Consider the following 24,343-nt stretch of genomic DNA (forward strand, 5'->3'; position numbering starts at 1 on the left):
TAAATAATCAGATATAAAATACAAAAGCTCCTGAGATTTCAGGAGTTTTTTATTTCCAAATTTTATAACAACGACACAAAATTCTATAACATAAATACCAAAGATATTTTTAACTTTGCCTCAATGAAAAAAATTCTTGCTATATTGTTTTCTGTTTTCTACTTCGGATTTTCTTCCGGGGCGGTTTTCAGTGTTCATTATTGTATGAAAGAATTGGCTTCGATCAGTCAGAAAGTTGATGATGTTTGCAGTAAATGTGGGGTAAAAACCAAAAAAGATTGTTGTAAAACGGTAATCAAAGTAGTGAAAACTGATGATTCTCAAAAATCAGATTTCCTAAAAATTGACTTTTCTAAACAAATTAACGAAATACGTAAGCATGAATATTTCTTTATAGATAACTCTTTTTCAGCTACAAAATTCACTCAGATTCAGATCAATGCACCGCCGGAAAAGTGTTCGGTTCCGATATTTATTAATCATTGTAATTTTAGAATTTAGAATTTGTCAGTCGTTTGATTCTCTAATCATTACGAACGACATGGCTTGTCGCAATATGCGGTATTTTAAACAATTCTATATTAAAACTTAATTCTAAAATTTAAAACAATGAAAAAATATATCATTACAGCAATATTCTCTTTATTCTCAATTATTTCAATTTCAGCGCAATCTAAAAAAGATACACAAGTTTCTAAATTATATCAAAATTACATTGCGATAAAATCAGCTTTGGCTTCAGATGATGCTGACAAAACTTCAAAAGCAGCAACAGAATTCATCAAAACAGCTTCTGCAATTGATTATAAGCAAGTTTCAGAAGGAAATTTAAATATTCTTAGAAAAGACGCTACAGCAATTTCCGAGGCGAGAAATATAAGCACTCAAAGAGAAACTTTCATGAATCTTTCTGATAATATGATTGCTTTAACGAAAGAATTCAAAGTTTCAGAAAATCCGATCTACGTTCAGTATTGTCCGATGGCGGATGGAAGCTGGTTGAGCGACGAATCAAAAATCATAAACCCTTATTACGGAAAATCTATGCTTTCTTGTGGAAACGTGAAGTCGACGATTAAATAATGTTCTTATTTATCTTTAAAATAATAAGTTGTATAGTTTAAATTAGAATTAACTTTAAATTATACAACTTTATAAAAGTTCGAAATATTATGAAAAAGTTGATACTATTTCTGATGCTTTTATTCTCTTTTTTCAGTTTTTCACAAACTACAAAAACATATTTCACATGTCCAATGGATCCTGAAGTTGTATCTTCAAAACCTGGAGACTGCCCGAAATGCGGAATGACTTTAAGGAAAAAAATAGTTATAATAAAACCTAAAGCTGTTGCAAAACCAGAAGTGAAAATTGTACCAAAGACAGGAATAAAATCACCGGAATTAAAAAATAAGACCAAGCCTAAAGTTGAGAAAAAAACTGAGATTAAAAAGTTAAAAAAAGAGGTTGATAAAAAAAATAACTCTAAATATAATTTAAATTTAATTTCTAAATCTCAAAATTTATCTAAAATTCAGTCAAAACCTACGCTTCAATTATATACTTGTTCAATGCATCCGGAAATTACTTCAAACAAACCCGGGAAATGCCCAAAATGCGGAATGGATTTGATTGAGAAAGAAGATACAAGTTTACGAGCTGTTGAAAATCAAAAAGAAGAAAACTCTATTTTAAAAAAAAATTCAGAAAACGGGAAAATAAGTTTTGGCGGAAAAACGGTTCGTTATGATTTATATGTAACAGACACGATTGTCAATTTTACAGGAAAAAACCGTAGAGCAATTGCTGTAAACGGAAAATTACAGGCTCCGACATTGTATTTTACAGAAGGAGATACAGCAGAAATTTATCTTCACAATATGCTGAAAGAAAACACAGGTTTTCATTGGCATGGTGTGATTTTACCTAACGAACATGATGGAGTTCCGTATTTGACGACAAAGCCTGTAAAACCGGGAGAAACGCATTTATACAAATTTAAAATTTCTCAAAACGGAACGTATTGGTATCATTCTCACGTAGGTTTACAGGAACAAATCGGGATGAACGGAATTTTGGTTTTCAATAAAAGAGAAGGTGAGCCAAAAGTGAGTTATTCTAAAGAAATTCCCGTATTACTAGGAGACTGGAGCGATGAAGATCCAATGCAGATCGCAAGACGACTTCACATGGCAAATACGGATTGGTATGCGATAAAGAAAAATGCCGTTCAAAGTTATTGGGAAGCAATAAAATCGGGAAACTTCGGGACAAAAACTCTGAATGAGTGGAAAAGAATGGAGGCAATGGACGTGAGCGATGTTTATTATGATAAATTTCTCATTAATGGACAGCCAAGTTCGGATTACTCAGATTTAAAAGCTGGAGATAAAGTTAGGTTAAGAGTTGCAAACGGAGGTTCTTCCACTTATTTCTGGCTAAATTTCGGGGGAGGAAAAATAAAAGTTGTCGGAAATGATGGAAATGATGTCGTTCCTGTGGAAGTCGATCGATTAATTGTCGGAGTTTCTGAAACCTATGACATTGAAGTTACAATTCCTGAAAACAAAAGTTTTGAGTTTCGGGCTACATCGGAAGATAGAATTGGTCATGCTTCGCTTTGGCTGGGTTCGGGAGAAAAAATTGAAGCTCCGAATTTGCCTAGATTAAAGCTTTTTGAAGGGATGAAAATGATGAACGGAATGATGGAAATGAGCGGAAATATGAAACCGATGAATATGACAATGGGAAATCAGATGATGGATATGAATGAAGTGATGTATCCGGAAATTCCTGAAAGTCAAAGAAAAATGACGATGAAGCATATCAATGAAATGATGGGTGTCAAAACTAAAGATTCTGAAGAAGAAGATCATTCAAAAATGAATATGCAGGAAGAGAAATCCATTAAAAGGTTGTCATACAATTTATTAAAATCTCCTGAAAAAACAATTCTTCCGACCGAAAATGTTCGTGAAATGAAATTTACGCTGGAAGGAAATATGAACCATTATCTTTGGACGTTAGACAATAAAACAGTTACGGAAACAGACAAAATTTTAGTTAAGAAAGGAGAAATTTTGCGAATTACGATGTACAATAATTCGATGATGCGTCATCCGATGCACCTTCATGGTCACGATTTCAGATTAATTAATTCAAAAGGAGAATATTCTCCATTGAAAAATGTGGTTGATATTATGCCTATGGAAACGAATACGATTGAATTCGCTGCAAACCAAGATGGTGACTGGTTTTTCCACTGTCACATTTTGTATCATATGATGGCTGGAATGGGAAGGATTTTTAGTTATGAAAATTCAAAGCCCAATCCTCAGCTTCCGAACAGGAAATTGGCATGGAAAGACTTTTTGAAAGATAACAGAATGGTAAGCTCTATGGCGATGCTTGATATTCAGAGTAATAAAATTCATGCAGAAACGATGACGATGTTTGGACCGAGATGGGCAAACTTAAATGAATTTCATTCAAACTGGGAATTCGATCATTTTGATGGAAATTTTAAAGTAGGAAGATTTTTAGGGAAATTCCAATGGGCTTTACCTTATGCAGGTTTCAGGATTCAAAAAAATCATGAGATCATGGAAAGACAAATAGCGGAAGAAATGGATGAAGATTTTCATGGAAAGAAAACTTGGTTTGGACAGCAAAAAGCTTCAAAAACTCGAGCAGCTTTTATCGTAGGAGCTCAATATCTTTTGCCAATGTTGATTACAGCGGATGCAAGTGTAGATCAAAACGGAAAAATTTTGTTAGAATTTAGTCGTGAAGATGTTCCGCTTTCAAGAAGATTGAGAGGAAATTTCAGTGTGAATTCTGATGGTGAGTTTAATACAGGATTGCGGTATATTTTACAAAAATATCTGTCTGTTTCCGGAAATTATGATAATGAAATGGGATGGGGAGCCGGAATTACTTTAACATATTAAAAAATAAAAGGAACTCAATCTGAGTTCCTTTTTCAGCAAAATTTAATTATTATTTAAGTTTAATAATTGTCACACTAGAAAGACTGTTGGTATCAAAATTAACAGTTCCGTTATATGCAGATCCGTCTTTCCACCTTTTTGAATGTAATGTAAGAATCTGTCCTGCAGTTGCATAAATGTATGAATTTGAGTTAAACACAAATCTTCCATTGATATTTATACGACTTGGATTGTATTGTGGCGGAAGAGTTGCAATACTCGAAGAAGCAAGATTTCCGTCCAGATTAAAATAAATATAATCGTAAACTTCAGAACCTTGTGTTGCCGGGTTTTGTTTTAAAGCCAAACTTGCAGAAATCAAATATAAACCAGCCTGTTTTATTCTTAATTGATAATCATTTACTTTCTCGAAGATATTGGTATCATCATTAAAACTTGCTGTATTAAAAATATCAATATTTGCAGGAGAAGCAACGGTTGTAGAATTAAAATTCGTTGTACTTGAGACTGAATTTGTAAATTTTACAGCCTTACTTTTTGGTTCACCCATTGTCGACGGATAAATCCATTCGCCGTTATTCCATTGATAAACTCCGGGAAATACTGCGGTTGCATCTGTTCCGTTGCTTACTGTATTAAAAACCAAAGTGCCGTTAGGAATATCTCCTGACAAAGGAGCTTTGTTATTCGTTGCAATTAAAGCTACTCGTGGAAATAAGGTTCCTTTATTTGTACTCGTGATATCGAGTACTGCCGATGTTGCAGGATCTGAAATCCCTACACCAATCTGTGCCTTTAAATATATTGTTGAAAGTATCGAAAAGCTTATTATAAGTGTTTTTTTCATATTGATCATGTTATCTTATACGTAATAATGCGATGCTCGAATCTCCATTTTGATGAAATCTTATAGCCGAATCACCATATCCGCTTGAATATGTTCCGTCTGTTTTTTTAATTCTTATACTTATTACATCATTCGCGTTCAGGTGTAAATATTCTGTAAAAGAATGAGAAAATAGTCCTCTGTCGTTGTTTACAGAAGCTGTTTCTTCGGGAGAAAATACCTGTTCGGTTCCTGCAGAAACTCCGTTTACGAAAACTGCTGCTGTTAATGAAAGCATGGAACCATTACCTCCATCAAATCTGTCAAAAGATAATATGGAAGAAATAGAGTATAGTCCTTGTCTTTTTATGGTCAACGTTTGAGCCGCTGTATTAATAGAATAAATGCTGCTGCTTTCATTGTAAACCATATTTCCAAATAATTTTATGTTTTGCCAGGTTGTTGTATTGTAATTCGTAGCTGTTTCGGAGCTTGTATATTTTACTGCGGCAGTTTCAAGATTTGTGCTTAAGCTTGTCCATTGTGTATCTTCTGCACTCCACCAATAGATTCCTGGATTGATAAGATTAGGAAAACTTCCGGTTGTTGTCGTATTGAAAACCATTGTTCCTGTTGGAATTGTCGTTGGTAAAGGTGACGTTGAAGTTCTTGAGGTTAATGCTATTCTGGGCAAAAGTAAACCTTTATTATTGGTTCCTAACTGCAGCATGACACCATCAGATATTGTGCTGGTTGCGATTCCGGTTTGGGCAAAAAGAGGTACTGATAATCCTAAAACTAAGATTATTGACGAAATACTTTTTTTCATGTTTTTTTATTATCTGATTTTTTCTATAGAAATAGTGGAACTGTTTGGGTTTCTGAAATATACATCTGTATTTGGATCGATTTCATAGGATCTTACTCTTAAAGTATATCCTGCAACATTAATGGGAACATATACAACATAAGCTCGACTGTTAGGTTGATCGCTGACTGCTCTTCCCGGAATATACAGGTTTTCGGAAACAATATTTTCCTGATTGTTTACAAGAATTTCGATGCCGAAATTATCTCTGTTTCCCTGGGAAAATAGATCTAAATTCAACATCACTTTATAATAGCCTGTTTCGTTGATCTTTAATGTTGTATTATCAACTTTCTGATAAAGAGTAGAATTGTTATTAAATCTTACGTTAGCAAAAAGATCTGTATAAACGCCTGCTCCTGAATTGATGTTGGTGGTAGTGTTCTGATTAGAAAACAAAGCTGTTTCGTTTGCATTTTTCTGCTGAACTTTTGTCCAGACAGAATTTGGTCCGTCCCAATAATAAAATCCGGGTGTTACAGCGGTATTTCCTGATCCTGAAGTATTTATATTATACACGATCAATCCATTAGTTGCATTTCCTGTTACTGGAGAAAATAAGATTGTGGAAGTTAGGCTTACATTGGGCAATAAAACACCTTTATTTGGACTTTCAACCTGAAGCATAACTCCGGGTTGGACAGTCTGAATTCCTATTCCTACTTGGGCTTTTGTTTTTGAAGATAAAATGAAAAATAGTGGTAGGATGAAATGAATTTTTTTCATGAGTTTTAAGTCAGGTTATCGTTTGTTTTTTTACAAAAGTACCATAATTTTTATATTAAACAATTACTTTCTAATGAGTTATGTAAAATATTTTAAATCAATACATTGGGATAATTATTAAATTGCTTTTAAATCCCGTTTCATTGAATTTTGTTTAAATAATAAAAAGTAGAGTTATCTTGTTTGTACAACTGAAAAAATAACGTTTTTTATGGAGGTAAAAAAGACCCGTTTAAATCATTAAATATTCACCGGATCGTGTAATATTATTTTTGCTAAAAAGTAAAAAAAAGTAATATTTATAAATAATTTTAAAGATTTTGGCAAATATTATTCATAGAATTGTATTTTTTTGAATAAAAAAAAGAACCCGATCTGAGTTCTTTATCTTTCTAATTGAATAATTTTTTCGGCTAATTTTAGATTTTGACTTTCCGGAATTAATCGCATTAAGAAATTTCGTAAAAAGTTTCCGTTTTCCCATTGAGAGATTTTCCCGATTCTCCAGCTTGTATTAACAATATAATTGACTTTTTCTTTCCTGATCTTTTGAAATTCATCGAAAACAACATTAAAGTCTTTATTATTTTCTAATAATTTTCCAATGATGTAAGCATCTTCAATTGCCTGACAAGCACCTTGTCCCATATTCGGAGTAGTTGCATGAGCTGCATCGCCAATTAAGCAAAGATTTTCAGAATGCCATGTTGGAATAGACGAAAGGTCGATAATTTCGTTTAATATAATATTTTCTTCTAAGGTTGATTCAAGAATATCTAAAACTAAAGGATCAAAATCATAAAAATAATCAACTAAATTTGAATAACGCTTCTGCTTTCCTTGATTTATCAAAGCATACCAATACACTTTTTTCTCGGAAAGCTTTACAAAACCGAAACGTTTACCTTTTCCCCAAAGTTCAAAAGCTTCATGATGGTATTTTTCGGGCAGTTCAAAGTCTAGCAATCCACGCCAACATAGTTGTTTGGCATTTCGGATTTTTCCCGTTTCAAAAATCTGATTTCTTACTTTAGAATGAATTCCATCGGCTCCGAAAACGATTTTACTTTCAACCTCGTTTTCGTTTTCAAATTTTAAGACATAATTTTCTTTTTTATGAATTGAGCTTAAAGAATGATTCAGTTTAATATTTTCAAAACCAATATTCTCAGATAAAATTCTCTGTAATTCAGCTCTGTGAATCGCAACATTACATGAATTATATTTCTTTTCAAGTTCAAGAACGTTGGTTTTTGAAATAAGTCTGAACTTTTCATCCGTAATTGAAATCCCATTAATTTTATTTCCTACATTTTCAATTTTTTCTTTCAAGCCTAGTTTGTCAAAAATCTGCATTGCATTGATTGCCATCATGATTCCGGCTCCCACTGGTTTTATTTCCGGTGCAGATTCATAAATTGTAAAATCCAGATTATGTTGCTTTAAAATATTTCCAAGTGTTAAACCTCCGATTCCGGCTCCGATTATTGAAATTGAATTCATTTATTTTAGATTTTTCAATTCAGTCAATAATTGATTTTGTTTGTTTATGAAATTCTCTAAACTATCTGTTTTTAAAGGATGAGCATTTTGATATTTTTCAATTTCGGGAAGGGTTTTTCTGATTTTGAAAATTATATATGTATCGTGAATTTTTTCACGGTTTTTATTAATTTTCTCAACTAAATCTTTTATCTGCTTTATTTTTAAATTATATTTTTCAGAACTTATTTTAATTTCTTTTTCAATTTCTTTTTTTGTAACAGAGTCACTGACAGATTTCGCTAAAGATTCTGCATCATTATAATAAGATTCTGATTTATAGATGATATGATCATACTTTGAAGTTGTTTCTTCGGTTTTATTATCTACTTCATTGACTTTATTATCAAGTATTTGAAGGCTTTTATTATTTTTTATTAATTCATCATAAATCTGATGTACCATATTTCCTTGCCCTGAATATCTTGTTCCTTTTGTTAATGAGCTTGCAACTGAAGATTCCGCATTATCAACTGCATTTTCTATGGTTGGTTTATCAGATTTGCTTTCTCCGCAAGAGAATAATAGTAAAAATAGAGTAGATGTGATAAATATTTTTTTCATGGTTCTTGTTCTTAGATGTTATGATTGTTTTTATTTTCAGGAATCAAAATATCTCCAGGACTTATTGTGTAAAATAAATTTGGATAAACAAAATCTAACGCTCTGTTTTCCTGACCTCTCAGTTTAAAAAATTCCGATTCCTGTTCTTTATCGGCTAATGTAAATAATTCTCCATTAGAAAGATATGGTAAATTAGCTTTAAACTGAATATATGTTTTTGATGTTCGAAATGTAATTCCCAACCATTTATTATCTGTAAATATTTTTGAATTTAGCTTTGAATCTAAAATAATTTTATGCTGAAATTTTTTATTCGTTTCCAAGGAAAATAAAACAACAGAATTATGATCTAATGTAATTTCAAACTCTTCATTGCTTATTTTGTCTTTTACAATCAGTTTTCTTAGATGAAATTCTTCTAATTCATCAGGATTTTCATAACATGAAAAAAGAGCGATAAAAGAATTATCTGCTAAATCCAAAGCTTGATCAGAATGAAAATTCATTTTAGAATAAGATGAATCGTAGACTTCAATCAAAGCATTGTTGAAATTTTGTAAAGGTATTTCGATATTTCCAGTTAAAATAGTTTCATTAATAACATCAACAATTTTATTATGAGTATCAGAGAATGCAAAAGCCGGAATAGAATATCTTGTTGTAGTTCTTACAATTGGAATATTCTTATCGTCTACTTTTACAAGATGATTTCCAAGTCTGCCTTTTCCCGAAGTTTCAAATTCTACGGAGTTTAGCAAATCATTAAACAAATTTTCCTCTAATGAAAGCTTTATTTTATAAAATTCGGAGTTGTTCATTTAAAAAATAGGTTTTTCATAATCTCCTAAATTCATACTGAAATGTGTTTTTTTATATTCAACCCTATTTTCAGTCATATTTTCTTCATAATAAGAACTCCGTAATTCTTCCTGCAATTCGGGAGTCATTTTTTCCAGTCTAATTAATTCATTATCTTCTTTGATATAAGTCTGATTTTCAATATGAACGGCTTCCAAATTAGAACAGCGAACCACATAACCCATTCTTGTCGGAATTTGGTCAATTCCTAAAACAGACGGTCTGATTTCATGAGTATATAATCTGTTGGTAGACAAGGGAATAATAAATGCAGAATTAGGATATAATGTTACCGTAAATTCTTTTTCCAAAGAATCATCATCAACAGTTTTCTTTAGTCTGAAATGAAGTCTCGTTAATGCGCTTGTTTGTTTATAGCACACATCAAATCTATCTGTTTCTGATGGTTTTAATTGTTCAGAATTCGAATCATCATAAAAAGTGCAAAACGCGATCAAACCTTCTTTTGGCATATCTTTCGTCTTGTCGGAATGTGCTTTGATTTTAGCTTTTACATCTTTTTCAGAGTCGGAAGCTTTCTTTTTGTTTTCATAGATCTGTACCAATACATGATTCAAATCTGTTTCATATTCAAAAGTTTCCTTAGCACATTTATTCAAAAGATTGATAATTTTATTATCCATTTCACGGAAATTATCAGTTGGTCCCGTCAAATTACTGGAACATCTCAAAAGGTTATAGTGAAAAGCTTCACTTCCATTTTCGGTCGTTTCTTTTGTGACTTTACTTAGATAAATTCCTTTTCTTAAGGCTTTACTTGATTTATTAGATTCCGTCAATTCCTGGAAATTGTGTTCAGATTTAATCTTATCAAAATTATTTTTATCATCAAATAGTTTTCTGTAATAAACTCCCGCATTACTAATAATGATCGGAACTTCTCCCAAGCTTACAACTTTTGAATTTTCTTGATTAAAGTTTTCGTAATTAACCGAGAATTCTTTTATAATATGTACAAAATAAGAATTCTTTTCAAGTTTACTCAAATCCCCACAAACGTAGATTTTCTTATTAGTTAGATTATTATTATTGATATCATAAAAAACAGTTCCGCAGAAATTATCAATCAAATATTGTTGTTCTGAACTGATTTCCTGATTGTTATTTAAAACAATAAGAACATTTTTATCTTTAGAAATTTTGTTTTCGGTTTGGCTATTCATTTTTAAATTTAAATTAAGAAATTGAAGATAGTATAAAAATCTATTCTGACTCATTTAAATATGATTCTAAATCAAAATTTTTATTTTTAAAATCTAAAAATATTTTATAATTAATTTTTAATGATCCTCGATCAGAGAATCCTGTAATCCTAAGTTTATCTTCAATTTTAATTTTTGATATATAATTAATTTCTTCCCAAATATTAGCAAATTTTTCATTATTTCCAATTCTGCTAATTTGTAAAATAGGTTGAGCTTGCCTGAAAATTTTACTTGTAACTAATAGAAAAATATGATCTTTAAAAAAGATAACATTTGCTTTATTTATATGATTAAAAATAGATTTACTAATTGAGACATCAATATCTGTCGATACATTTTTTACCAGTAAATAATCTTTTCCATTTAAAAATTCCAAAAGTTTCTTATGCTTTTCTTTATTATAAAAATGAACTCCTAAATGCCCTAAAATTAAAAAACACAGAATTCCTGAAAAAATAAAATAGATTTCCATAATCTAACAAAAATAAAAAAGCGGAACCTGAAAATCAAGCTCCGCCTAGTAAATTTTGCGTTAAAATTTTATTTACCTAAATAAGACTTCAAAATCTTACTTCTGGTATTGTGTTTCAATCTCTTGATCGCTTTTTCTTTGATCTGACGCACTCTCTCTCTTGTAAGATCGAAAGTTTCACCGATTTCCTCTAAAGTCATTGGATGTTTTCCGTTTAACCCGAAGTATAATCTTACCAAATCAGCCTCTCTTGGAGTCAAAGTATTCAATGCTCTTTCTATCTCGATTTGAAGAGATTCAAGCATTAAATCTTTATCCGGACTTGGAGATTCTCCAGAACGTAATACATCATAAAGATTAGAATCTTCACCTTCTACCAAAGGCGCATCCATAGACAAGTGTCTTCCGGAATTTTTCATAGATTCTTTAATATCTTCCTCGCTCATGTCAAGAACTTCAGCCAATTCTTCAGGAGAAGGTGGTCTTTCGTTTTCCTGCTCAAGGTGAGCGTAAGCTTTATTGATTTTATTGATGGAACCGATTTTGTTCAACGGCAATCTTACAATTCTCGACTGTTCAGCCAAAGCCTGTAAAATTGATTGACGAATCCACCAAACCGCGTAAGAGATAAATTTGAAACCTCTAGTTTCATCATACCTTTTTGCCGCCTTCATCAGTCCTAAGTTACCTTCATTAATTAAATCGGGTAAAGAAAGACCTTGATTTTGGTACTGTTTTGATACTGATACTACGAAACGAAGGTTGGCTTTAATTAATTTTTCCAATGCGGCTCTGTCACCTGCGCGGATTCTCTGTGCCAAATCTACCTCTTCGTCTGCTGTAATTAGTTCCACTTTACCAATTTCCTGCAAATACTTGTCTAATGAAGCAGTTTCCCTGTTGGTTACCTGCTTAGTGATTTTTAATTGTCTCATCTATTTTATCCTCAAAAAAGAGTTAGTATATATTATACGTTTCAAAAGGTAAAAAGGTTACACTTGTTTCAATTATTTTTTATTTAATTAAATTGACTTTGGAAAATTAGTTGTAAATTATAGCTCTCATGTCTCAGAACAGCGATTTTACTATTTCTTTACTTCAAATACGTTTTTGAAAAAAAATTGTATCAAGAAGTTTTTCGGTTATTAAAATATTTATTTGGAGCTTTATCTCGCTTTCCACTATATCTTTTGGGTTACGGGCTCCGCTTCGCTTCGCCCGCAACCCAAAAGGATGCCGTTTCAATCGAGGCTAGGGTTGCAGTCGTTCTTTTTAGGATTCGTCACTGCGAGCAAAGCAAAGCAATCTCAAAGATATTTGCATTATAATTGTCATTTCTGTGGAAGGAGGAATCTATTGATATAAATTTAGATTCTTCACTTCACTTCGTTCCGTTCTGAATGACATTGCGAATATTTTATTTACAAAAGAGATAGTACAATTCATTTAAAAAAAAAGCGAAACAAAAGTTCCGCTTATATAATTAATAATGAATGATTAAAAATTAATTTAAAGTTTAGCAATCAACTAAAAACAGTCAACCATCAACCAACTTAAAACAAATCATTCAACAATTTTGCTAATCTCAAACCTCCGTAAAGAAGCTGTCTTTCCATAGTATCATTGAATTTGTACTGATAATCATAAGACAATTTTGAATCATTTGGCGTTTGTGCGTAGATTTTATTGGCAATCTTGTGAGAATCATACAACCAGTCTTCCAAAGTTCCTGTTTGGATCTGCTTTACTTCATCATCAGATTTGATGTCAAGAAGTGTTGCATATTCTGTATAGCTGTATTTTTGAGAATCCACTAATTTTCCATCCCAAACAGAGTGTAAATTTGTCTTTTCACCAAAATAAGTCACATTAATTTTGTTTCCTCCCAAATCTTCAGATCTTCCAGTGTGCATCGGCTGAGCAAGATCTCCCATGATATGAATTAAGAAAATTAATGCAATTTTTCTGTCTTTTTCAGAAGTTTTTTCGTCTTTAATCTGGCTCGACAATACTTTCACCTGAGTATACAAGCTTGGTCCCGCCTGAGCTTTTAAATTCTGTTCAAAAGCTTTAAAATCCGTTTGCGGATCTATGTTTACATAATGCCAAGCTGAAGCCTGTTTCCAAGCACCGGTTGTATCAGATTTAATGAAATCCGGCCAGTTTGCCCAATAAGCAAGACGTTCTCTCCCCATGATTTTCTTGATCTCTCTTCTTGCCTTCCCCGAAAGGTGGTTTTCTGCAATTTCTGCAATAATTCTGTGCCCCGTCAATCCCCATGCATACGAATAAAGCGAAGATGCAATGAATGCCAAAATCAGAATTTTAGAATAAATACTTTTCATTGTAAATAACATTTTCAGGGTGCAAAGATACGGTTAATTTGAGGTTTAGATAAAAGGTTCGACCATTGATTTATAAATTTAACTAAATCTTAAAATTGACTTTAAATTATACTTTTTCTGAATGCTGATTCTTACTTAAACTTCAAATTTTCCGTATTTTTACTATTTCTGCTTTATATTATTCTTTTTAATAGTAATAAATTAGTATTTTTAGAATAAAATTAATCGAAAAATATTTTTTCAATAATTTGAGATATACTATTTTTACAAGCCAAAATCACAGCAAATACCATGTATGAGAATAATATTGTAGACATGAATTACAATAAACTGCAGACAGATTTCAAAGCGGAAGCTGTGGCAGTGAATCTTTTGAAATATCACAGAGCGGTAAGCAATATTTTTATTGACAGAATCGGGATTAATGATCGTGCTTATTTAAAGGATATTAAAAGTATTTCGAGCAACTATCTAGGTTTTGACGAAGAGGTTTTCACGATAGAAACGTACAGAGAAGGTATTTATGATTATCTTCCTGAAGGTCTTTTTCATCCGCCGTCATTGGGCGCTTCAAGAAAAAATGTTGAAACTGTTGTAAGGGAAATCCGTAAACAGAAAAGAGTAGAAGAAGACGCCAGAAAATTTTTCCGACCTTTTGAACTGGAAATCTTTTTCACTGAAATCAGCGCCTTGCTGAAAGAATCTGATTTTGAAATTTCAAGTGATACAGATGCTTTACTGGATACAATGAGTGAACTTTGGCCTCTAATCAACATGCTTGACAAACAGAATGCTTATATTTTTATTTACATTTTACCATTTTTTCATCAAATAAGAGGGGATAAAACCTGGTTTGAAAGATGTATGACCGCTTTCCTGCAAGTTCCTGTAAAAGTGACTTTTGCCCCGAATGTAATTGATGGAGTAGAAGACGATGACGATTCTATGCTTTTAGGAAATTCCAGATTAGGTGTAACGTACATTCCGAGCGGAAGACATCTTGACGGGCAAAGAAATTGGGTCGTAAATATCGGACCGATTCCTTACTCTGATATGAAAAAATATATCGACGGAAGCCCGTTCCGAAAAGTTCTTAAAACTTTATATGATTATTTTTTACCTGTAAATGCGGATGTTGAAGAAAATTTTATCACAGAAAAGAAAGAATATTCTTTCGCTCTGGAAGATGATGAAAGAAATGCGAACAGGCTCGGTTATTCTACATTCCTGTGAAAATTTTTAACTATATTTACAATCACCAAGAAAAATATTAATTCGAAAAAGACAAATGGAAATTTCTTCAGTTAAAGGGATCTTTTTAAGGTATATTTTAATGCCTTTATTTGCAGTAATCATGATGGTAATTTTAGGAATTATCAGAAGAAATAAACCTGCCATTAAGATTAAAACCATCATTATATATGTTCTGTTGTGCAGCTTGTGCCTTGCAATTCCGGGGATTTTCGGTTTTGCTGGAAATCTTTTTAATCCGTACTGGTATCTTATTGCTCAGATTATTTATCTTATTTTGGGTATTATTCACGTTAATTTATCAGATAAATACTTTAAAAAGCATTTTACTTCGACTACAAAAAGCATTTTATTTGAATCTATTCTTTCATTGACTTGTATTGTAGCGGGAGGTTATCTTTTTTATCTGATTTTCAATTGGATGAGTAGAGGGACAGGTTATCCGATCATGGCTGCAACAAGTATGTTTATCTTTTTGGTTCCCTTAGTTTTTCATTACTGTTATGTTCAGTTGATCAGCATTCCTGTAGATATTTACAAGACATGGAGATATTCGCCGGAACAAAAACTTCCTGATTTCGAAGGCGCGGATTTTGATAGATTGATGGTATTGAATGTTGAGTTAAGCAAAAATTTAGAAGATGCCAATAGATTCAGAATTAAAGCTAAAACACTTCCGACGGGAGTGACTTTCGGAGATTGGTTCTACAGAGTTGTTGACGATTATAACCATAAAAACCCCAATTCTATTATTCATCTTTCGGATGAAACGAAAGAGTCTTATTACTGGATTTTTTACACCAAAAAGTCATTTTTCAGTTTTAGAAAATATATAGATTTTGATCAGGATATTATGCAGAACAACATTGCCGAAAATGATGTTGTAATCTGCAAAAGAGTAATCCAGCATGAGGAAGAAGGAATAAGAAAACCAAACACAGTTTAAAAAAATATTGAATATGATACAGCCTATTAAGCATTTTGCAATCAATTGGGTTGACGGGATGAAGGTTTCCCAGAGACATCTTAATGATCAGGATAATTTTTTAATTGATACCATCAGAGATTCCAATTCATTGGGAATCACTACATATAATTACGGACTTTTACCTATCTCAAACGAGTTTACGGACAGAACGATTTTTGATGTTCATAATACGGCAACAAATGACGTTCAGTTAGTTATAAAACATTGTAGCGCTATCACAATGGCAGGTTACAGAATCGAACTAAATGATAGGAGAGTAAGCGTAAAATCTTTAGCAAAATCTATGCACGAAGAGCAAGCTGATGGAGAATATTATATTTTAATTTCAGTCAATCCGTTCGATAAAGTTCCTTTTGGAGATATTGATCCTGAAGAAATTCCGCCACGTCATCCGAATACACAATCGAATCATCATATTGAGTTATTGCCTGTAACATCTTTGAACAGCAGTTATTCCGGGGGAAATTATTTAATCATCGGAAAAGTAGACTTAAAAGGTAACATTGCACAAGTTGATTCTAATTTTATTCCGCCGTGTACATCAATTCAGAGTCATCCTGTGTTGTTGGATTATTACAATAATTTCGCAAAATCTATTGGAAATTTACAGCAGTATGCTTTTAAGATCATTCAGAAAGCATCTCATAAGAATCAAAATACGGCTTTAGCGCAGAACGTTAAATTTCTGTGTAATACGATGGTAACAACTTTTGGGGATATGTATTTTCAGTTTAGAAATATTACGCCTTATCAACCGCCTGTATTTTTAATTGAATCTTTCGCAAAACTGGCGCTTCGTATGTATAATGCAACTCAGGTATTAGTTCCTGCAGAATTGGAAGAAATGTTAAATTACAGTTTAGAATGGAGTGAAATTGCTCCTCATACTTTATTAAATCAGCTTTCTATTGTTGCAGAAACAAACTATGATCATCATAATTGTGGTGAACCGTTTTTATATATCCAGCAAATGTTGAGAAGTCTGGAAACGATTTTCGCTAAACTGAGCGAACTGGATTACATCGGTCAGAGAAAAGAAAATATCATTGTTAATGAGCAGGAAGTTTCAAACAATAGCAATCCAAAAAGAGGTTGGAGTGTTTTAGATTAATGAAAATTCAACTTAAAATATGAATCCCGATATTAAAATTTCGGGATTTTTTGTGTAAAATTGTTTAACTTAGAATCTATGTATTTTGTCATTCCGGAGGAAACTTATATAAAGAATAATAAATTCTTCCTTCATCAAAATGACAGAACATTAAGTTAAAGAATAAAAAAAATAATAAATAAAAAATGAAATTAGATAAAATAAGACAAGACATCAGAGGATTATCAGATGGAAAAATATTTTTAAATAACGCAGGATCATCATTAATGCCATCAATAGTTGTAGATTCTATGATAGATTATGTTGAGCTTGAAGAACAAGTGGGAGGATATGAAGTTGCCAATGTAAATGCAGAAGTGTTGGAAGAATTTTATGACGAAACGGCGAAACTTATCAATTGTAAATCTTCCAATATTGCTTTTGCTACAAGTGCGACGGATGCGTATGCAAAAGCTTTGTCAAGTATTATTTTTAAAGAAGGAGATGTAATTATTACGACAGTTGATGATTATATTTCCAATCAGATTGTATTTATTTCGTTACAGAAAAAATTAAATGTAAAAGTTATAAGAACGAAAAATCTTTCAGATAACGAATTAGATCTGGAAGATTTGGAAAATTTAATTAAAGAATATAATCCAAAATTAATTGCTGTCACTCATATTCCGACAAATTCCGGATTGATTCAAAATGTTGAAGCTGTCGGAAAAATCTGTAAGCAATATGACGTTTTGTATTTGGTGGATGCATGTCAATCAGTCGGTCAAATGGTTGTAGATGTTGAAAAAATAGGCTGTGATTTCTTAACTGCAACGGGGAGAAAATTCATGAGAGGACCAAGAGGAACAGGTTTTTTATATGTTTCGGATAAAGTATTAGACCAAAATTATGCGCCATTATTATTGGATATGAGAGGTGCAAACTGGACGGAATTTGATGATTATGAATTATTTAAAACAGCAAAAAGATTCGAGCATTGGGAAATTTCTTATGCGTCTTTAATGGGATTAATGCAAGCTACAAAATATGCAAATGCTGTTGGAATGAAGAATATCGAAGATTATAACAAAAAGTTATCCCAAAAATTAAGAAGAAATCTTAAAAATATCGGTTTCAAAGTTTGGGATCAGGGAAATAATTTGAGTAGTATCGTTACTTTTTGCGGTCCGGATGGAGATCTAGAAAATATTCAAAAAGTTCTCAAAAACAATAATATTTTCTTTTCTGTGACGTATAAAAATTCCGCTTTAATTGATTTTACAAATAAAAATATTAATGGAATTGTAAGATTGTCGCCACATTATTTCAACACAATAGAAGAAATTGAAAAAGTTTCCGAGATTTTGAAGAATAGTTTATAATAATTCAAAAGTTTAAATGCTTCGACGGGGGCTTAGCATGACATTTCTAATACTACCCGTTATTTTATAGCGATGTCATGCTGAGTTTGTCGAAGCACCTGAATAAACTTAATATTTTAATAGTTCAAAAATTATTTTTTAACCAATATTTTTTCAGTAGCTTTTCTACTCAAAACTTCCCGTTTTCCATCAACTTCTACAGTTACGGATTTGTCAAAATTTTCAATTTTAATAATTTTGATTTTGGTATTTAAGAGTAGTTTTCTTTCAGTTAAATAATTCAGGAAAGCATCATCAGAAAGCGTTACAGAAGCAAAAATAACAGTTTCGCCAACTCCGCAGTTGCTTAATCTTTGTAAATCCTGAGCAATAATATTTCCTTCTTTATCAGGAATCGGTTCTCCGTGCGGATCAAACTTCGGATAATCAAGAATTTCATCCATTTTATCAAAGAAAATAGTAGAATGGACGTGCTCCAGTTGTTCTGCAATTTCATGTACATTTTCCCAACCAAAATTCATTTTTTTAACTAAAAACATTTCGGTAAGTCTATGTTTTCTCACAACCAAAGCCGCTTCTTTTCTTCCTTTTTCCGTGACAATCAAAGGTTTATAAGTTTCGTAAATCACCCAGCTTTTGTCTGCAAATTTCTTCATCATATTATTAACGCTTGGCATTTTTACATTTAAAAATTTGCTTAATTCGTTAATTGTCACCTTTCCCTCATTGTCAACTAAGTGAAACAAAGCCTTCAGATAATTTTCTTCTGTTAATGTTGTTCTCAAAATGTTAGATGATTTTCATTACAAATCTAACAAAATATTATTAATTATTTATGCTTGTTAGATGAACTTTTTTTAATTTTACTCTATGAAATTTTCATTCAAAAACGACTATTCGGAAGGTTGTCATCCTGCAATTTTGCAGGCACTTTTAGAGCATAATCTTGATCAACAGGCTGGTTACGGAGAAGATGAATATTCTTTACAAGCCAAAGAATTAATCAAAGAAAAGATTAAAAATCCCAATTCGGAAATCTATTTTGTCTCGGGCGGAACTCAGGCAAATTTAATTGTAATTTCTTCGGTTTTAAGACCTTACCAATGTGCAATTTCTGCTGCAAGCGGACATATTTTAAATAATGAAACGGGAGCAATTGAAGCAACAGGACATAAAATTTTAAGTATAGAAAAGCAGGACGGGAAACTGGCTCCTGAAGATATCGTTCACGTATTGGAAAACCATAGAAATGTTCCGCATCAGGTAATGCCAAAATTGGTTTATATCTCAAATTCAACAGAATTAGGAACAATTTATACTTTGAATGAACTAGAAGATCTTTCTAAATTTTGCAAAGAAAATAAACTTTATCTTTTCATGGATGGAGCGAGAATGGGACATGGTTTAACTTCTGAAATCAGCGATTTAACTTTAGAAAAAGTCGCGGAATTAACTGATATTTTTTATCTTGGCGGAACTAAGAACGGAGCATTGATCGGTGAAGCAATCGTCATTAATAATCAGGAACTTCAACAGGATTTTGCATTTAATATTAAACAAAAAGGTGCATTGTTAGCAAAAGGAAGATTATTAGGAATCCAGTTTTTGGAATTGATGAAAAATGATTTGTATTTCGATTTGGCAAAACATGCAAATCAACAGGCAATGAAGATTAAAAATGCCATGAAAGAAAAGGGAGTACATTTTCTTTCAGATACTTATACTAATCAGATTTTCCCGATTTTAAATAATGATTTAATAGAAAAGCTATCAGAAAAATTTGAGTTTTACGTCTGGAAAAAGATTGACGGAAACTTTTCAGCCATTCGTCTCATTACTTCCTGGAACACAGATGATAAACCTGTGAATGATTTTATAGAAATTCTTAAAAACGAATTATAATTTAAAACAAAAACAGCCTGATTATAGGCTGTTTTTTATTTTTCTTAATCTTTGAATTTATTTAAGAGCTTTTGCAACAGTATTACAATCAGCTACTTTCAGATTTCTTCCGCCTGCATATTTAATTTTGCTTTCATTGGCGTATTTAGTTCCTGTTTCGGCATCTCTTTCACCGATACCTTCACTTAAACCATCTTTGGTCTGAATAAAATAGATATCGTTTTTGTTTCCTGTTGTACCTTCTGCTGCGAATTCATAAGTCAATTTTAGAGTATCTCCGGATTTAAAACCACTTAAATCACCTTTATTACTGTCTTTTTCACTGTTTTTTGTTGCCATTTTTCCTGTAATTGTTCCAAGATTATCATCAATACTTACAAAAACAGTATCTTTTCCTGTTACTCCCATGTAACACATTGATTTTGTACCTAATGTATCAACAACTTTCTCAGCAGAAACAGTCGTATCAACTTCAGTTTTCGGAGCAGAAGCTTCCGTTTTTTTATTACAGTTCAGCAGAAATACTGATAATGAGGTTAATAAAATCAACTTTTTCATATCCTTAATTATTATATTTAAATCAAATTTCTATAATGCTAAAATAGCAATACTATTTCTATATGAAAACAAAATAAATTTAAATAAAGTATAATTTTTAAGTTTAATTGATTTTTAGTTCTGTTTTCTACACTTTCAGGCAACCGCGAAAACCTCTTGCTGCATAATAAGAATCGGCGCCATTGTGATATAGAAAAACCTTATTGTAACGACGGTCGCAGAAAATTGCACCTCCCAATTCTCTAATGTTTGAAGGAGTTTTTATCCAACTGGAAGTTTTAAGATCAAATTTTCCTAATTCCTGAAGTTGGCGATATTGATCTTCCGTTAATAACTCGAAGCCCATTTCTGAAGCTTTATCGATCACATTACTTTCTGGTTTATTTGCTTTTCTGGCTTCCCAAGCTTGATAATCGTAACACAAGCTTCTGCGTTTCGGGCTTTCGAGAGAACAGTCGAAGAAAATATATTCATCAGTATTTTTATCATAATTAACTACATCAGGCTCGCCTTCAGTTTCTTCCATTTCGTTCAAAGACCATAGTTTTTCAGGATTTTTCTCTAGTTTTGATTGAATTTTTTCCCAATCTAAGCCTTTATGACGATTCATATTTTTCTTAAAACGGGTTTTCAAAACTTTTAAAAGTTCTTCGGTTTGATCTGAAGTTAGTATCTTTTTCATATCAAATTATGTTTAATTATTGGTTTGAAATTTTTCTGTCGGAAGGTCTAAAATACCAAGAAATAATCACTAAAGCAAGTAACAAAACGGCAGGTAAAATTCTACCAATCGGATCATTAACAATGACATGCGAAATAACCGCACCCGACATAACGAAGAAAAATCCTGCATAAGCCCATTCTTTTATCAACGGAAGTTTTGGAATTAAAACAGCGATAATGCCCAATATTTTCCAAATTCCAATAATGGTCATTAAATAAGAAGGATAACCTAAATTTGTGAAATTGGTAAGCTCATCTTTGTTTTTCATAAGCTGAACAATGGCTGTCGAAACCATTCCCAAAGACATCCAAAGAGTAAATACCCAATAAATGATTTTGTTTCTTTTCTGTGATTTGTTTTGTGTTTCCATTTTTTGATTATTTAAAATTTTAATCGTTTAAACCTTTTCCATTAAAAATTTCCGGAATGCATTTTTCAATTCTCGATTCTCTGGTTTTGGATTGTTTTGCGGAAGAAAAATAGAGTAGGTAAGCGCGCTGTCTTCCTTGTGTCAAAGCTTCGAAAGCTTTTTTTAATTCAGAATTTTCGTCCAATTTTTTCTGAAACTCTTCCGGTATTTCAAATTCTTTGGTTTTCTTCATCTCAACTTTTACACCGGATTCTTCAACTTCAACTGCTTCAAACATGTAAGATTTGATAACTTTTTCTAAATCAACGATTTGTCGAAGATTTGTAAAACGTATTTGCCTTGCAGCCTGTACATTTTCAGTTTGCTGGATTAATATATTTTCCGGATCTTTCATCAAAGCACCTTTGAAAAAGAGTAGTGCACAATATTCTTTAAAACCGTGAATTAAGAAAATATTTTTCCCTTCATATGTATAACAAGGACATCCCCATTTCAAATCTTCTACAAGTTCCGTTTCAAGGGCGATTGCTCTTAATTTTTCAAATTCTTTTTGCCATTGTTTGGCTTTATTAAAGAAGAAATCAACTTTTGGATTCATAAGCTTAAATGAATAATAAGTAATTGGTAATGAGTAATATTTGAAACGATTTTTATTAAAATCTAATTTCCAGCTTCTAATTTCTGAATAATTTCCTGTAAACGATTGTGAGCCATATTAATACCTTGCGCAAAAGGTAATTTTAACATTTGATCTCTAAAGTCTATAGATTTATAAATGGTTTGAATAGTAATTTTGCTTGTTTCGTCCGTTAATTTTTCAAATTCTAAAAACTCAAACTGAACCGGGAAAGGTGTATTTTCCATCTGGAAAGTTCTTGTAATTTTTTCATTCTGAACAATCTCGTGGATCGTTCCATTGGCGCTGAAAACGACTTCTCCTTGAGGATTTGAAGTTTCAAAACGGTAGCTTCCATGCTGTTTATTTTCAAATTTTGTAACTTTTGTTCCCATCCATTGTTCAAAAAGCTCAGCTTCTGTGTAGGCTTTGAAAAGAAATTCGACAGGAAGATCAAATTCTCTTATAATGAAAATTTCCTGTTTTCCATCTTCAGCATGTATTTTTGTTTTTAGTTCCATATTTTTATTTTTTCGATTGGTAATTTTTCATAATATCTTCCAGTTTGTTGAATCTGTCGTCCCACATTTTCCGGAAAGGCTCAATAAAATCTGCAATTTCTTTCATTTTTAATGGATTTAAATGGTAAATAATTTCCCGACCATTTTGCTCAGATTTCAATAATTCACATTCTGTAAGGATCTGAAGATGCTTTGAAACAGTGGGTCTGGCTGTATCAAAATTTGAGGCAATTGCACCTGCAGTCATAGATTGTGCCGCAACCAACATTAATATTGATCTTCTGGTAGGATCTGAAATTGCCTGAAATACATCTCGTCTTAAATTCATTATGTAGTTATTTAACTACAAATTTAAATGAAGTTATTTGACTACGCAAATTATTTTTATTAAAATTTATATATTTCGAGTATGAACAGAAGAGAAACACGACTTTATACTTATTTTAAGATAATACTTGTATAAAGTCGTGTAAGCTATTTGAAAAATTATTTCTTTCTGATTGAAATTAAGGTTTGTAAAACTACAGAAGTAATTATAAATGAGAGTCCTATATAAAAATAAATATTAACTTCTTTACTTTCATCAAAGAATAAAAATGCCATGATGATTGCATAAATTGGCTCTAAATTAAAGGTTAAATTCACGGTAAATGCTGGAATTTTTCTCAAAACTTCAGCAAATGCAACATACAGACCTACAGTACAAAACGAAGCTAAAAACGTCAAATATCCCATATCTTTTAAATCAGGAACTATGCGTTCTGAAGGAAAAAAATGCAGATAAATGGGCATAGAAAGCCCTAAAACAAAGGTTCCGGCAATCATTTGATAGTAGTTAATGATTTTACTGTCAAAATGTTGAACCAAACGATTGTTATAAATTGTATAAAGTGCACCAAAAGCTGATGAAATCACGCCTAAACAAATTCCTAATTGATAAGAGGTATCAAAATGGAAAATCAAACTGATTCCTAAAAGTGTCAAAACACTAAGTAATAATTCTGAGAGTTTAAATTTTTCCTTATCAATCAAAGGTTTGAAAATCGCAGTGAAAAAACTTGTAAGACAGTAACAAACTACGCCAATGGAAATGTTTGAGTATTTAATACTTGCGTAAAAGAAAATCCAATGCATAGTAATTAGCAGTCCAACTTTTGATATACGGAGTTTTTCCTGAGTTGAAATCGTACAGCGGATTTTCAGCAATTTTAAAATAACAAATAAAATGATTGAGGAAAATAAAAGTCGGTACCAAACCAAAAGACCTTCATTAAGAGAAATTAATTTTCCGAATATACCTGTAAATCCAGCCAAGATTACGGCCAGATGTAATAATAAATATGATTTTTTCATTTGAAAATGAACTGTATAAAAAGATTAGTAATTAATATTTAATCAAAATCTGAAGCATAAAAAATTATAACCAATAAAATTTATTGGCATGAAAATACTTCAAATCGGAATTTGAAAATATTAAATTACTGGTGGGGAGATACAGCTTGCTAGATTCATATTTATTTTGAATTGAAACAAATATAGAAAAAGAGTCTGGAAATAGCAAGAT

General features: G+C 31.6%; 26 protein-coding genes. 8 read left to right on the top strand and 18 right to left on the bottom strand.

Going from position 1 to position 24,343, the window contains the following annotated elements; genetic code table 11:
* Nucleotides 1-123: 123 nt before the first annotated feature.
* The 3 genes from ABD940_RS22000 (at nucleotide 124) to ABD940_RS22010 (ending at nucleotide 3,950) form a co-directional block, all read left to right on the top strand.
* A complete protein-coding gene (locus ABD940_RS22000) occupies nucleotides 124-501 on the top strand; it encodes an HYC_CC_PP family protein (protein ID WP_345208567.1) in 378 nt (125 codons plus the stop codon).
* 108 nt (nucleotides 502-609) lie between these two features.
* Nucleotides 610-1,083 carry a DUF3347 domain-containing protein gene (locus ABD940_RS22005; protein ID WP_345208569.1) on the top strand — a complete coding sequence of 158 codons (474 nt, stop codon included), beginning with the start codon at nucleotides 610-612 and terminating at the stop codon, nucleotides 1,081-1,083.
* 89 nt (nucleotides 1,084-1,172) lie between these two features.
* Nucleotides 1,173-3,950, top strand: coding sequence for a multicopper oxidase domain-containing protein (locus ABD940_RS22010; RefSeq protein ID WP_345208571.1), 2,778 nt, complete (start codon nucleotides 1,173-1,175; stop codon nucleotides 3,948-3,950).
* 49 nt (nucleotides 3,951-3,999) lie between these two features.
* On the opposite strand, the gene ABD940_RS22015 is transcribed toward ABD940_RS22010, so the two are convergent.
* The 10 genes from ABD940_RS22015 to ABD940_RS22060 form a co-directional block, all read right to left on the bottom strand.
* Nucleotides 4,000-4,797, bottom strand: a complete 798-nt coding sequence (locus ABD940_RS22015) for a hypothetical protein (RefSeq protein ID WP_345208573.1) — start codon at nucleotides 4,795-4,797, stop codon at nucleotides 4,000-4,002.
* 10 nt (nucleotides 4,798-4,807) lie between these two features.
* Nucleotides 4,808-5,605 carry a hypothetical protein gene (locus ABD940_RS22020; RefSeq protein WP_345208575.1) on the bottom strand — a complete coding sequence of 266 codons (798 nt, stop codon included), beginning with the start codon at nucleotides 5,603-5,605 and terminating at the stop codon, nucleotides 4,808-4,810.
* Nucleotides 5,606-5,614: 9 nt separating this feature from the next.
* Nucleotides 5,615-6,370, bottom strand: a complete 756-nt coding sequence (locus ABD940_RS22025) for a hypothetical protein (protein ID WP_345208577.1) — start codon at nucleotides 6,368-6,370, stop codon at nucleotides 5,615-5,617.
* A 384-nt stretch (nucleotides 6,371-6,754) separates the two neighbouring features.
* Nucleotides 6,755-7,873, bottom strand: coding sequence for an FAD-dependent monooxygenase (locus ABD940_RS22030; protein WP_345208579.1), 1,119 nt, complete (start codon nucleotides 7,871-7,873; stop codon nucleotides 6,755-6,757).
* Complete coding sequence (locus tag ABD940_RS22035; RefSeq protein ID WP_345208582.1) at nucleotides 7,874-8,476, bottom strand: hypothetical protein; 603 nt, start codon at nucleotides 8,474-8,476, stop codon at nucleotides 7,874-7,876.
* Nucleotides 8,477-8,487: 11 nt separating this feature from the next.
* Nucleotides 8,488-9,294, bottom strand: coding sequence for an alpha-ketoglutarate-dependent dioxygenase AlkB (locus ABD940_RS22040; protein WP_345208584.1), 807 nt, complete (start codon nucleotides 9,292-9,294; stop codon nucleotides 8,488-8,490).
* Entirely contained in the window at nucleotides 9,295-10,518 is a 1,224-nt protein-coding gene (locus ABD940_RS22045; protein ID WP_345208586.1) for a hypothetical protein, read from the bottom strand.
* A gap of 40 nt (nucleotides 10,519-10,558) precedes the next feature.
* Nucleotides 10,559-11,032 (bottom strand): hypothetical protein, encoded by a 474-nt coding sequence (locus ABD940_RS22050; protein WP_345208588.1) that lies wholly within the window; start codon nucleotides 11,030-11,032, stop codon nucleotides 10,559-10,561.
* 68 nt (nucleotides 11,033-11,100) lie between these two features.
* Nucleotides 11,101-11,967 (bottom strand): sigma-70 family RNA polymerase sigma factor, encoded by an 867-nt coding sequence (locus ABD940_RS22055; protein ID WP_027385416.1) that lies wholly within the window; start codon nucleotides 11,965-11,967, stop codon nucleotides 11,101-11,103.
* A 618-nt stretch (nucleotides 11,968-12,585) separates the two neighbouring features.
* Complete coding sequence (locus tag ABD940_RS22060; protein ID WP_345208590.1) at nucleotides 12,586-13,377, bottom strand: S1/P1 nuclease; 792 nt, start codon at nucleotides 13,375-13,377, stop codon at nucleotides 12,586-12,588.
* 291 nt (nucleotides 13,378-13,668) lie between these two features.
* Here ABD940_RS22060 and ABD940_RS22065 point away from each other — a divergent pair, with 291 nt between their 5' ends.
* The 4 genes from ABD940_RS22065 to ABD940_RS22080 all read left to right on the top strand — a co-directional run bounded on the left by ABD940_RS22065 (nucleotide 13,669) and on the right by ABD940_RS22080 (nucleotide 18,088).
* Nucleotides 13,669-14,610 carry a type VI secretion system baseplate subunit TssG gene (locus ABD940_RS22065; protein ID WP_345208592.1) on the top strand — a complete coding sequence of 314 codons (942 nt, stop codon included), beginning with the start codon at nucleotides 13,669-13,671 and terminating at the stop codon, nucleotides 14,608-14,610.
* Between the two features lie 55 nt (nucleotides 14,611-14,665).
* On the top strand, nucleotides 14,666-15,574 hold the full coding sequence (locus ABD940_RS22070) for a TssN family type VI secretion system protein (protein ID WP_345208594.1): 909 nt from the start codon (nucleotides 14,666-14,668) through the stop codon (nucleotides 15,572-15,574).
* A gap of 13 nt (nucleotides 15,575-15,587) precedes the next feature.
* Complete coding sequence (locus ABD940_RS22075; protein WP_345208596.1) at nucleotides 15,588-16,727, top strand: hypothetical protein; 1,140 nt, start codon at nucleotides 15,588-15,590, stop codon at nucleotides 16,725-16,727.
* Between the two features lie 185 nt (nucleotides 16,728-16,912).
* Nucleotides 16,913-18,088, top strand: coding sequence for an aminotransferase class V-fold PLP-dependent enzyme (locus tag ABD940_RS22080; protein WP_345208598.1), 1,176 nt, complete (start codon nucleotides 16,913-16,915; stop codon nucleotides 18,086-18,088).
* Nucleotides 18,089-18,219: 131 nt separating this feature from the next.
* On the opposite strand, the gene ABD940_RS22085 is transcribed toward ABD940_RS22080, so the two are convergent.
* The gene (locus tag ABD940_RS22085; RefSeq protein WP_345208600.1) at nucleotides 18,220-18,873 is read right to left on the bottom strand and encodes a metal-dependent transcriptional regulator; all 654 of its coding nucleotides are present in this window, start codon (nucleotides 18,871-18,873) and stop codon (nucleotides 18,220-18,222) included.
* A gap of 85 nt (nucleotides 18,874-18,958) precedes the next feature.
* Here ABD940_RS22085 and ABD940_RS22090 point away from each other — a divergent pair, with 85 nt between their 5' ends.
* Complete coding sequence (locus ABD940_RS22090) at nucleotides 18,959-19,990, top strand: threonine aldolase family protein (protein WP_345208602.1); 1,032 nt, start codon at nucleotides 18,959-18,961, stop codon at nucleotides 19,988-19,990.
* A gap of 57 nt (nucleotides 19,991-20,047) precedes the next feature.
* On the opposite strand, the gene ABD940_RS22095 is transcribed toward ABD940_RS22090, so the two are convergent.
* From ABD940_RS22095 to ABD940_RS22125, 7 genes are all read right to left on the bottom strand, one after another.
* Nucleotides 20,048-20,548 carry a hypothetical protein gene (locus tag ABD940_RS22095; RefSeq protein WP_345208604.1) on the bottom strand — a complete coding sequence of 167 codons (501 nt, stop codon included), beginning with the start codon at nucleotides 20,546-20,548 and terminating at the stop codon, nucleotides 20,048-20,050.
* A gap of 127 nt (nucleotides 20,549-20,675) precedes the next feature.
* Nucleotides 20,676-21,230 carry a DUF4256 domain-containing protein gene (locus tag ABD940_RS22100; RefSeq protein ID WP_345208606.1) on the bottom strand — a complete coding sequence of 185 codons (555 nt, stop codon included), beginning with the start codon at nucleotides 21,228-21,230 and terminating at the stop codon, nucleotides 20,676-20,678.
* A gap of 16 nt (nucleotides 21,231-21,246) precedes the next feature.
* Nucleotides 21,247-21,642 carry a DoxX family protein gene (locus ABD940_RS22105; protein WP_345208608.1) on the bottom strand — a complete coding sequence of 132 codons (396 nt, stop codon included), beginning with the start codon at nucleotides 21,640-21,642 and terminating at the stop codon, nucleotides 21,247-21,249.
* 19 nt (nucleotides 21,643-21,661) lie between these two features.
* Nucleotides 21,662-22,240: a YdeI/OmpD-associated family protein gene (locus ABD940_RS22110; protein WP_345208610.1), complete on the bottom strand. Its 579-nt coding sequence runs from the start codon at nucleotides 22,238-22,240 to the stop codon at nucleotides 21,662-21,664.
* Between the two features lie 62 nt (nucleotides 22,241-22,302).
* The gene (locus ABD940_RS22115; protein ID WP_345208612.1) at nucleotides 22,303-22,779 is read right to left on the bottom strand and encodes an SRPBCC family protein; all 477 of its coding nucleotides are present in this window, start codon (nucleotides 22,777-22,779) and stop codon (nucleotides 22,303-22,305) included.
* Between the two features lie 4 nt (nucleotides 22,780-22,783).
* On the bottom strand, nucleotides 22,784-23,107 hold the full coding sequence (locus tag ABD940_RS22120) for an ArsR/SmtB family transcription factor (protein WP_345208614.1): 324 nt from the start codon (nucleotides 23,105-23,107) through the stop codon (nucleotides 22,784-22,786).
* 158 nt (nucleotides 23,108-23,265) lie between these two features.
* Entirely contained in the window at nucleotides 23,266-24,132 is an 867-nt protein-coding gene (locus ABD940_RS22125; RefSeq protein ID WP_345208616.1) for a DMT family transporter, read from the bottom strand.
* Nucleotides 24,133-24,343: the final 211 nt, after the last annotated feature.

The sequence above is a fragment of the Chryseobacterium ginsengisoli genome (assembly GCF_039542325.1).
Taxonomy (GTDB): domain Bacteria; phylum Bacteroidota; class Bacteroidia; order Flavobacteriales; family Weeksellaceae; genus Chryseobacterium; species Chryseobacterium ginsengisoli.

Bases quoted from the DNA above. Each gene is read 5' to 3' on its own strand.
- ABD940_RS22020 (WP_345208575.1), bottom strand. From the start codon at position 5,605: ATGAAAAAAAGTATTTCGTCAATAATCTTAGTTTTAGGATTATCAGTA.
- ABD940_RS22075 (WP_345208596.1), top strand. From the start codon at position 15,588: ATGATACAGCCTATTAAGCATTTTGCAATCAATTGGGTTGACGGGATG.
- ABD940_RS22025 (WP_345208577.1), bottom strand. From the start codon at position 6,370: ATGAAAAAAATTCATTTCATCCTACCACTATTTTTCATTTTATCTTCA.
- ABD940_RS22080 (WP_345208598.1), top strand. From the start codon at position 16,913: ATGAAATTAGATAAAATAAGACAAGACATCAGAGGATTATCAGATGGA.
- ABD940_RS22070 (WP_345208594.1), top strand. From the start codon at position 14,666: ATGGAAATTTCTTCAGTTAAAGGGATCTTTTTAAGGTATATTTTAATG.
- ABD940_RS22005 (WP_345208569.1), top strand. From the start codon at position 610: ATGAAAAAATATATCATTACAGCAATATTCTCTTTATTCTCAATTATT.
- ABD940_RS22010 (WP_345208571.1), top strand. From the start codon at position 1,173: ATGAAAAAGTTGATACTATTTCTGATGCTTTTATTCTCTTTTTTCAGT.
- ABD940_RS22060 (WP_345208590.1), bottom strand. From the start codon at position 13,377: ATGAAAAGTATTTATTCTAAAATTCTGATTTTGGCATTCATTGCATCT.
- ABD940_RS22120 (WP_345208614.1), bottom strand. From the start codon at position 23,107: ATGAATTTAAGACGAGATGTATTTCAGGCAATTTCAGATCCTACCAGA.
- ABD940_RS22115 (WP_345208612.1), bottom strand. From the start codon at position 22,779: ATGGAACTAAAAACAAAAATACATGCTGAAGATGGAAAACAGGAAATT.
- ABD940_RS22105 (WP_345208608.1), bottom strand. From the start codon at position 21,642: ATGGAAACACAAAACAAATCACAGAAAAGAAACAAAATCATTTATTGG.
- ABD940_RS22100 (WP_345208606.1), bottom strand. From the start codon at position 21,230: ATGAAAAAGATACTAACTTCAGATCAAACCGAAGAACTTTTAAAAGTT.
- ABD940_RS22050 (WP_345208588.1), bottom strand. From the start codon at position 11,032: ATGGAAATCTATTTTATTTTTTCAGGAATTCTGTGTTTTTTAATTTTA.
- ABD940_RS22055 (WP_027385416.1), bottom strand. From the start codon at position 11,967: ATGAGACAATTAAAAATCACTAAGCAGGTAACCAACAGGGAAACTGCT.
- ABD940_RS22065 (WP_345208592.1), top strand. From the start codon at position 13,669: ATGTATGAGAATAATATTGTAGACATGAATTACAATAAACTGCAGACA.
- ABD940_RS22000 (WP_345208567.1), top strand. From the start codon at position 124: ATGAAAAAAATTCTTGCTATATTGTTTTCTGTTTTCTACTTCGGATTT.
- ABD940_RS22095 (WP_345208604.1), bottom strand. From the start codon at position 20,548: ATGAAAAAGTTGATTTTATTAACCTCATTATCAGTATTTCTGCTGAAC.
- ABD940_RS22045 (WP_345208586.1), bottom strand. From the start codon at position 10,518: ATGAATAGCCAAACCGAAAACAAAATTTCTAAAGATAAAAATGTTCTT.
- ABD940_RS22015 (WP_345208573.1), bottom strand. From the start codon at position 4,797: ATGAAAAAAACACTTATAATAAGCTTTTCGATACTTTCAACAATATAT.
- ABD940_RS22040 (WP_345208584.1), bottom strand. From the start codon at position 9,294: ATGAACAACTCCGAATTTTATAAAATAAAGCTTTCATTAGAGGAAAAT.
- ABD940_RS22030 (WP_345208579.1), bottom strand. From the start codon at position 7,873: ATGAATTCAATTTCAATAATCGGAGCCGGAATCGGAGGTTTAACACTT.
- ABD940_RS22110 (WP_345208610.1), bottom strand. From the start codon at position 22,240: ATGAATCCAAAAGTTGATTTCTTCTTTAATAAAGCCAAACAATGGCAA.
- ABD940_RS22090 (WP_345208602.1), top strand. From the start codon at position 18,959: ATGAAATTTTCATTCAAAAACGACTATTCGGAAGGTTGTCATCCTGCA.
- ABD940_RS22125 (WP_345208616.1), bottom strand. From the start codon at position 24,132: ATGAAAAAATCATATTTATTATTACATCTGGCCGTAATCTTGGCTGGA.
- ABD940_RS22035 (WP_345208582.1), bottom strand. From the start codon at position 8,476: ATGAAAAAAATATTTATCACATCTACTCTATTTTTACTATTATTCTCT.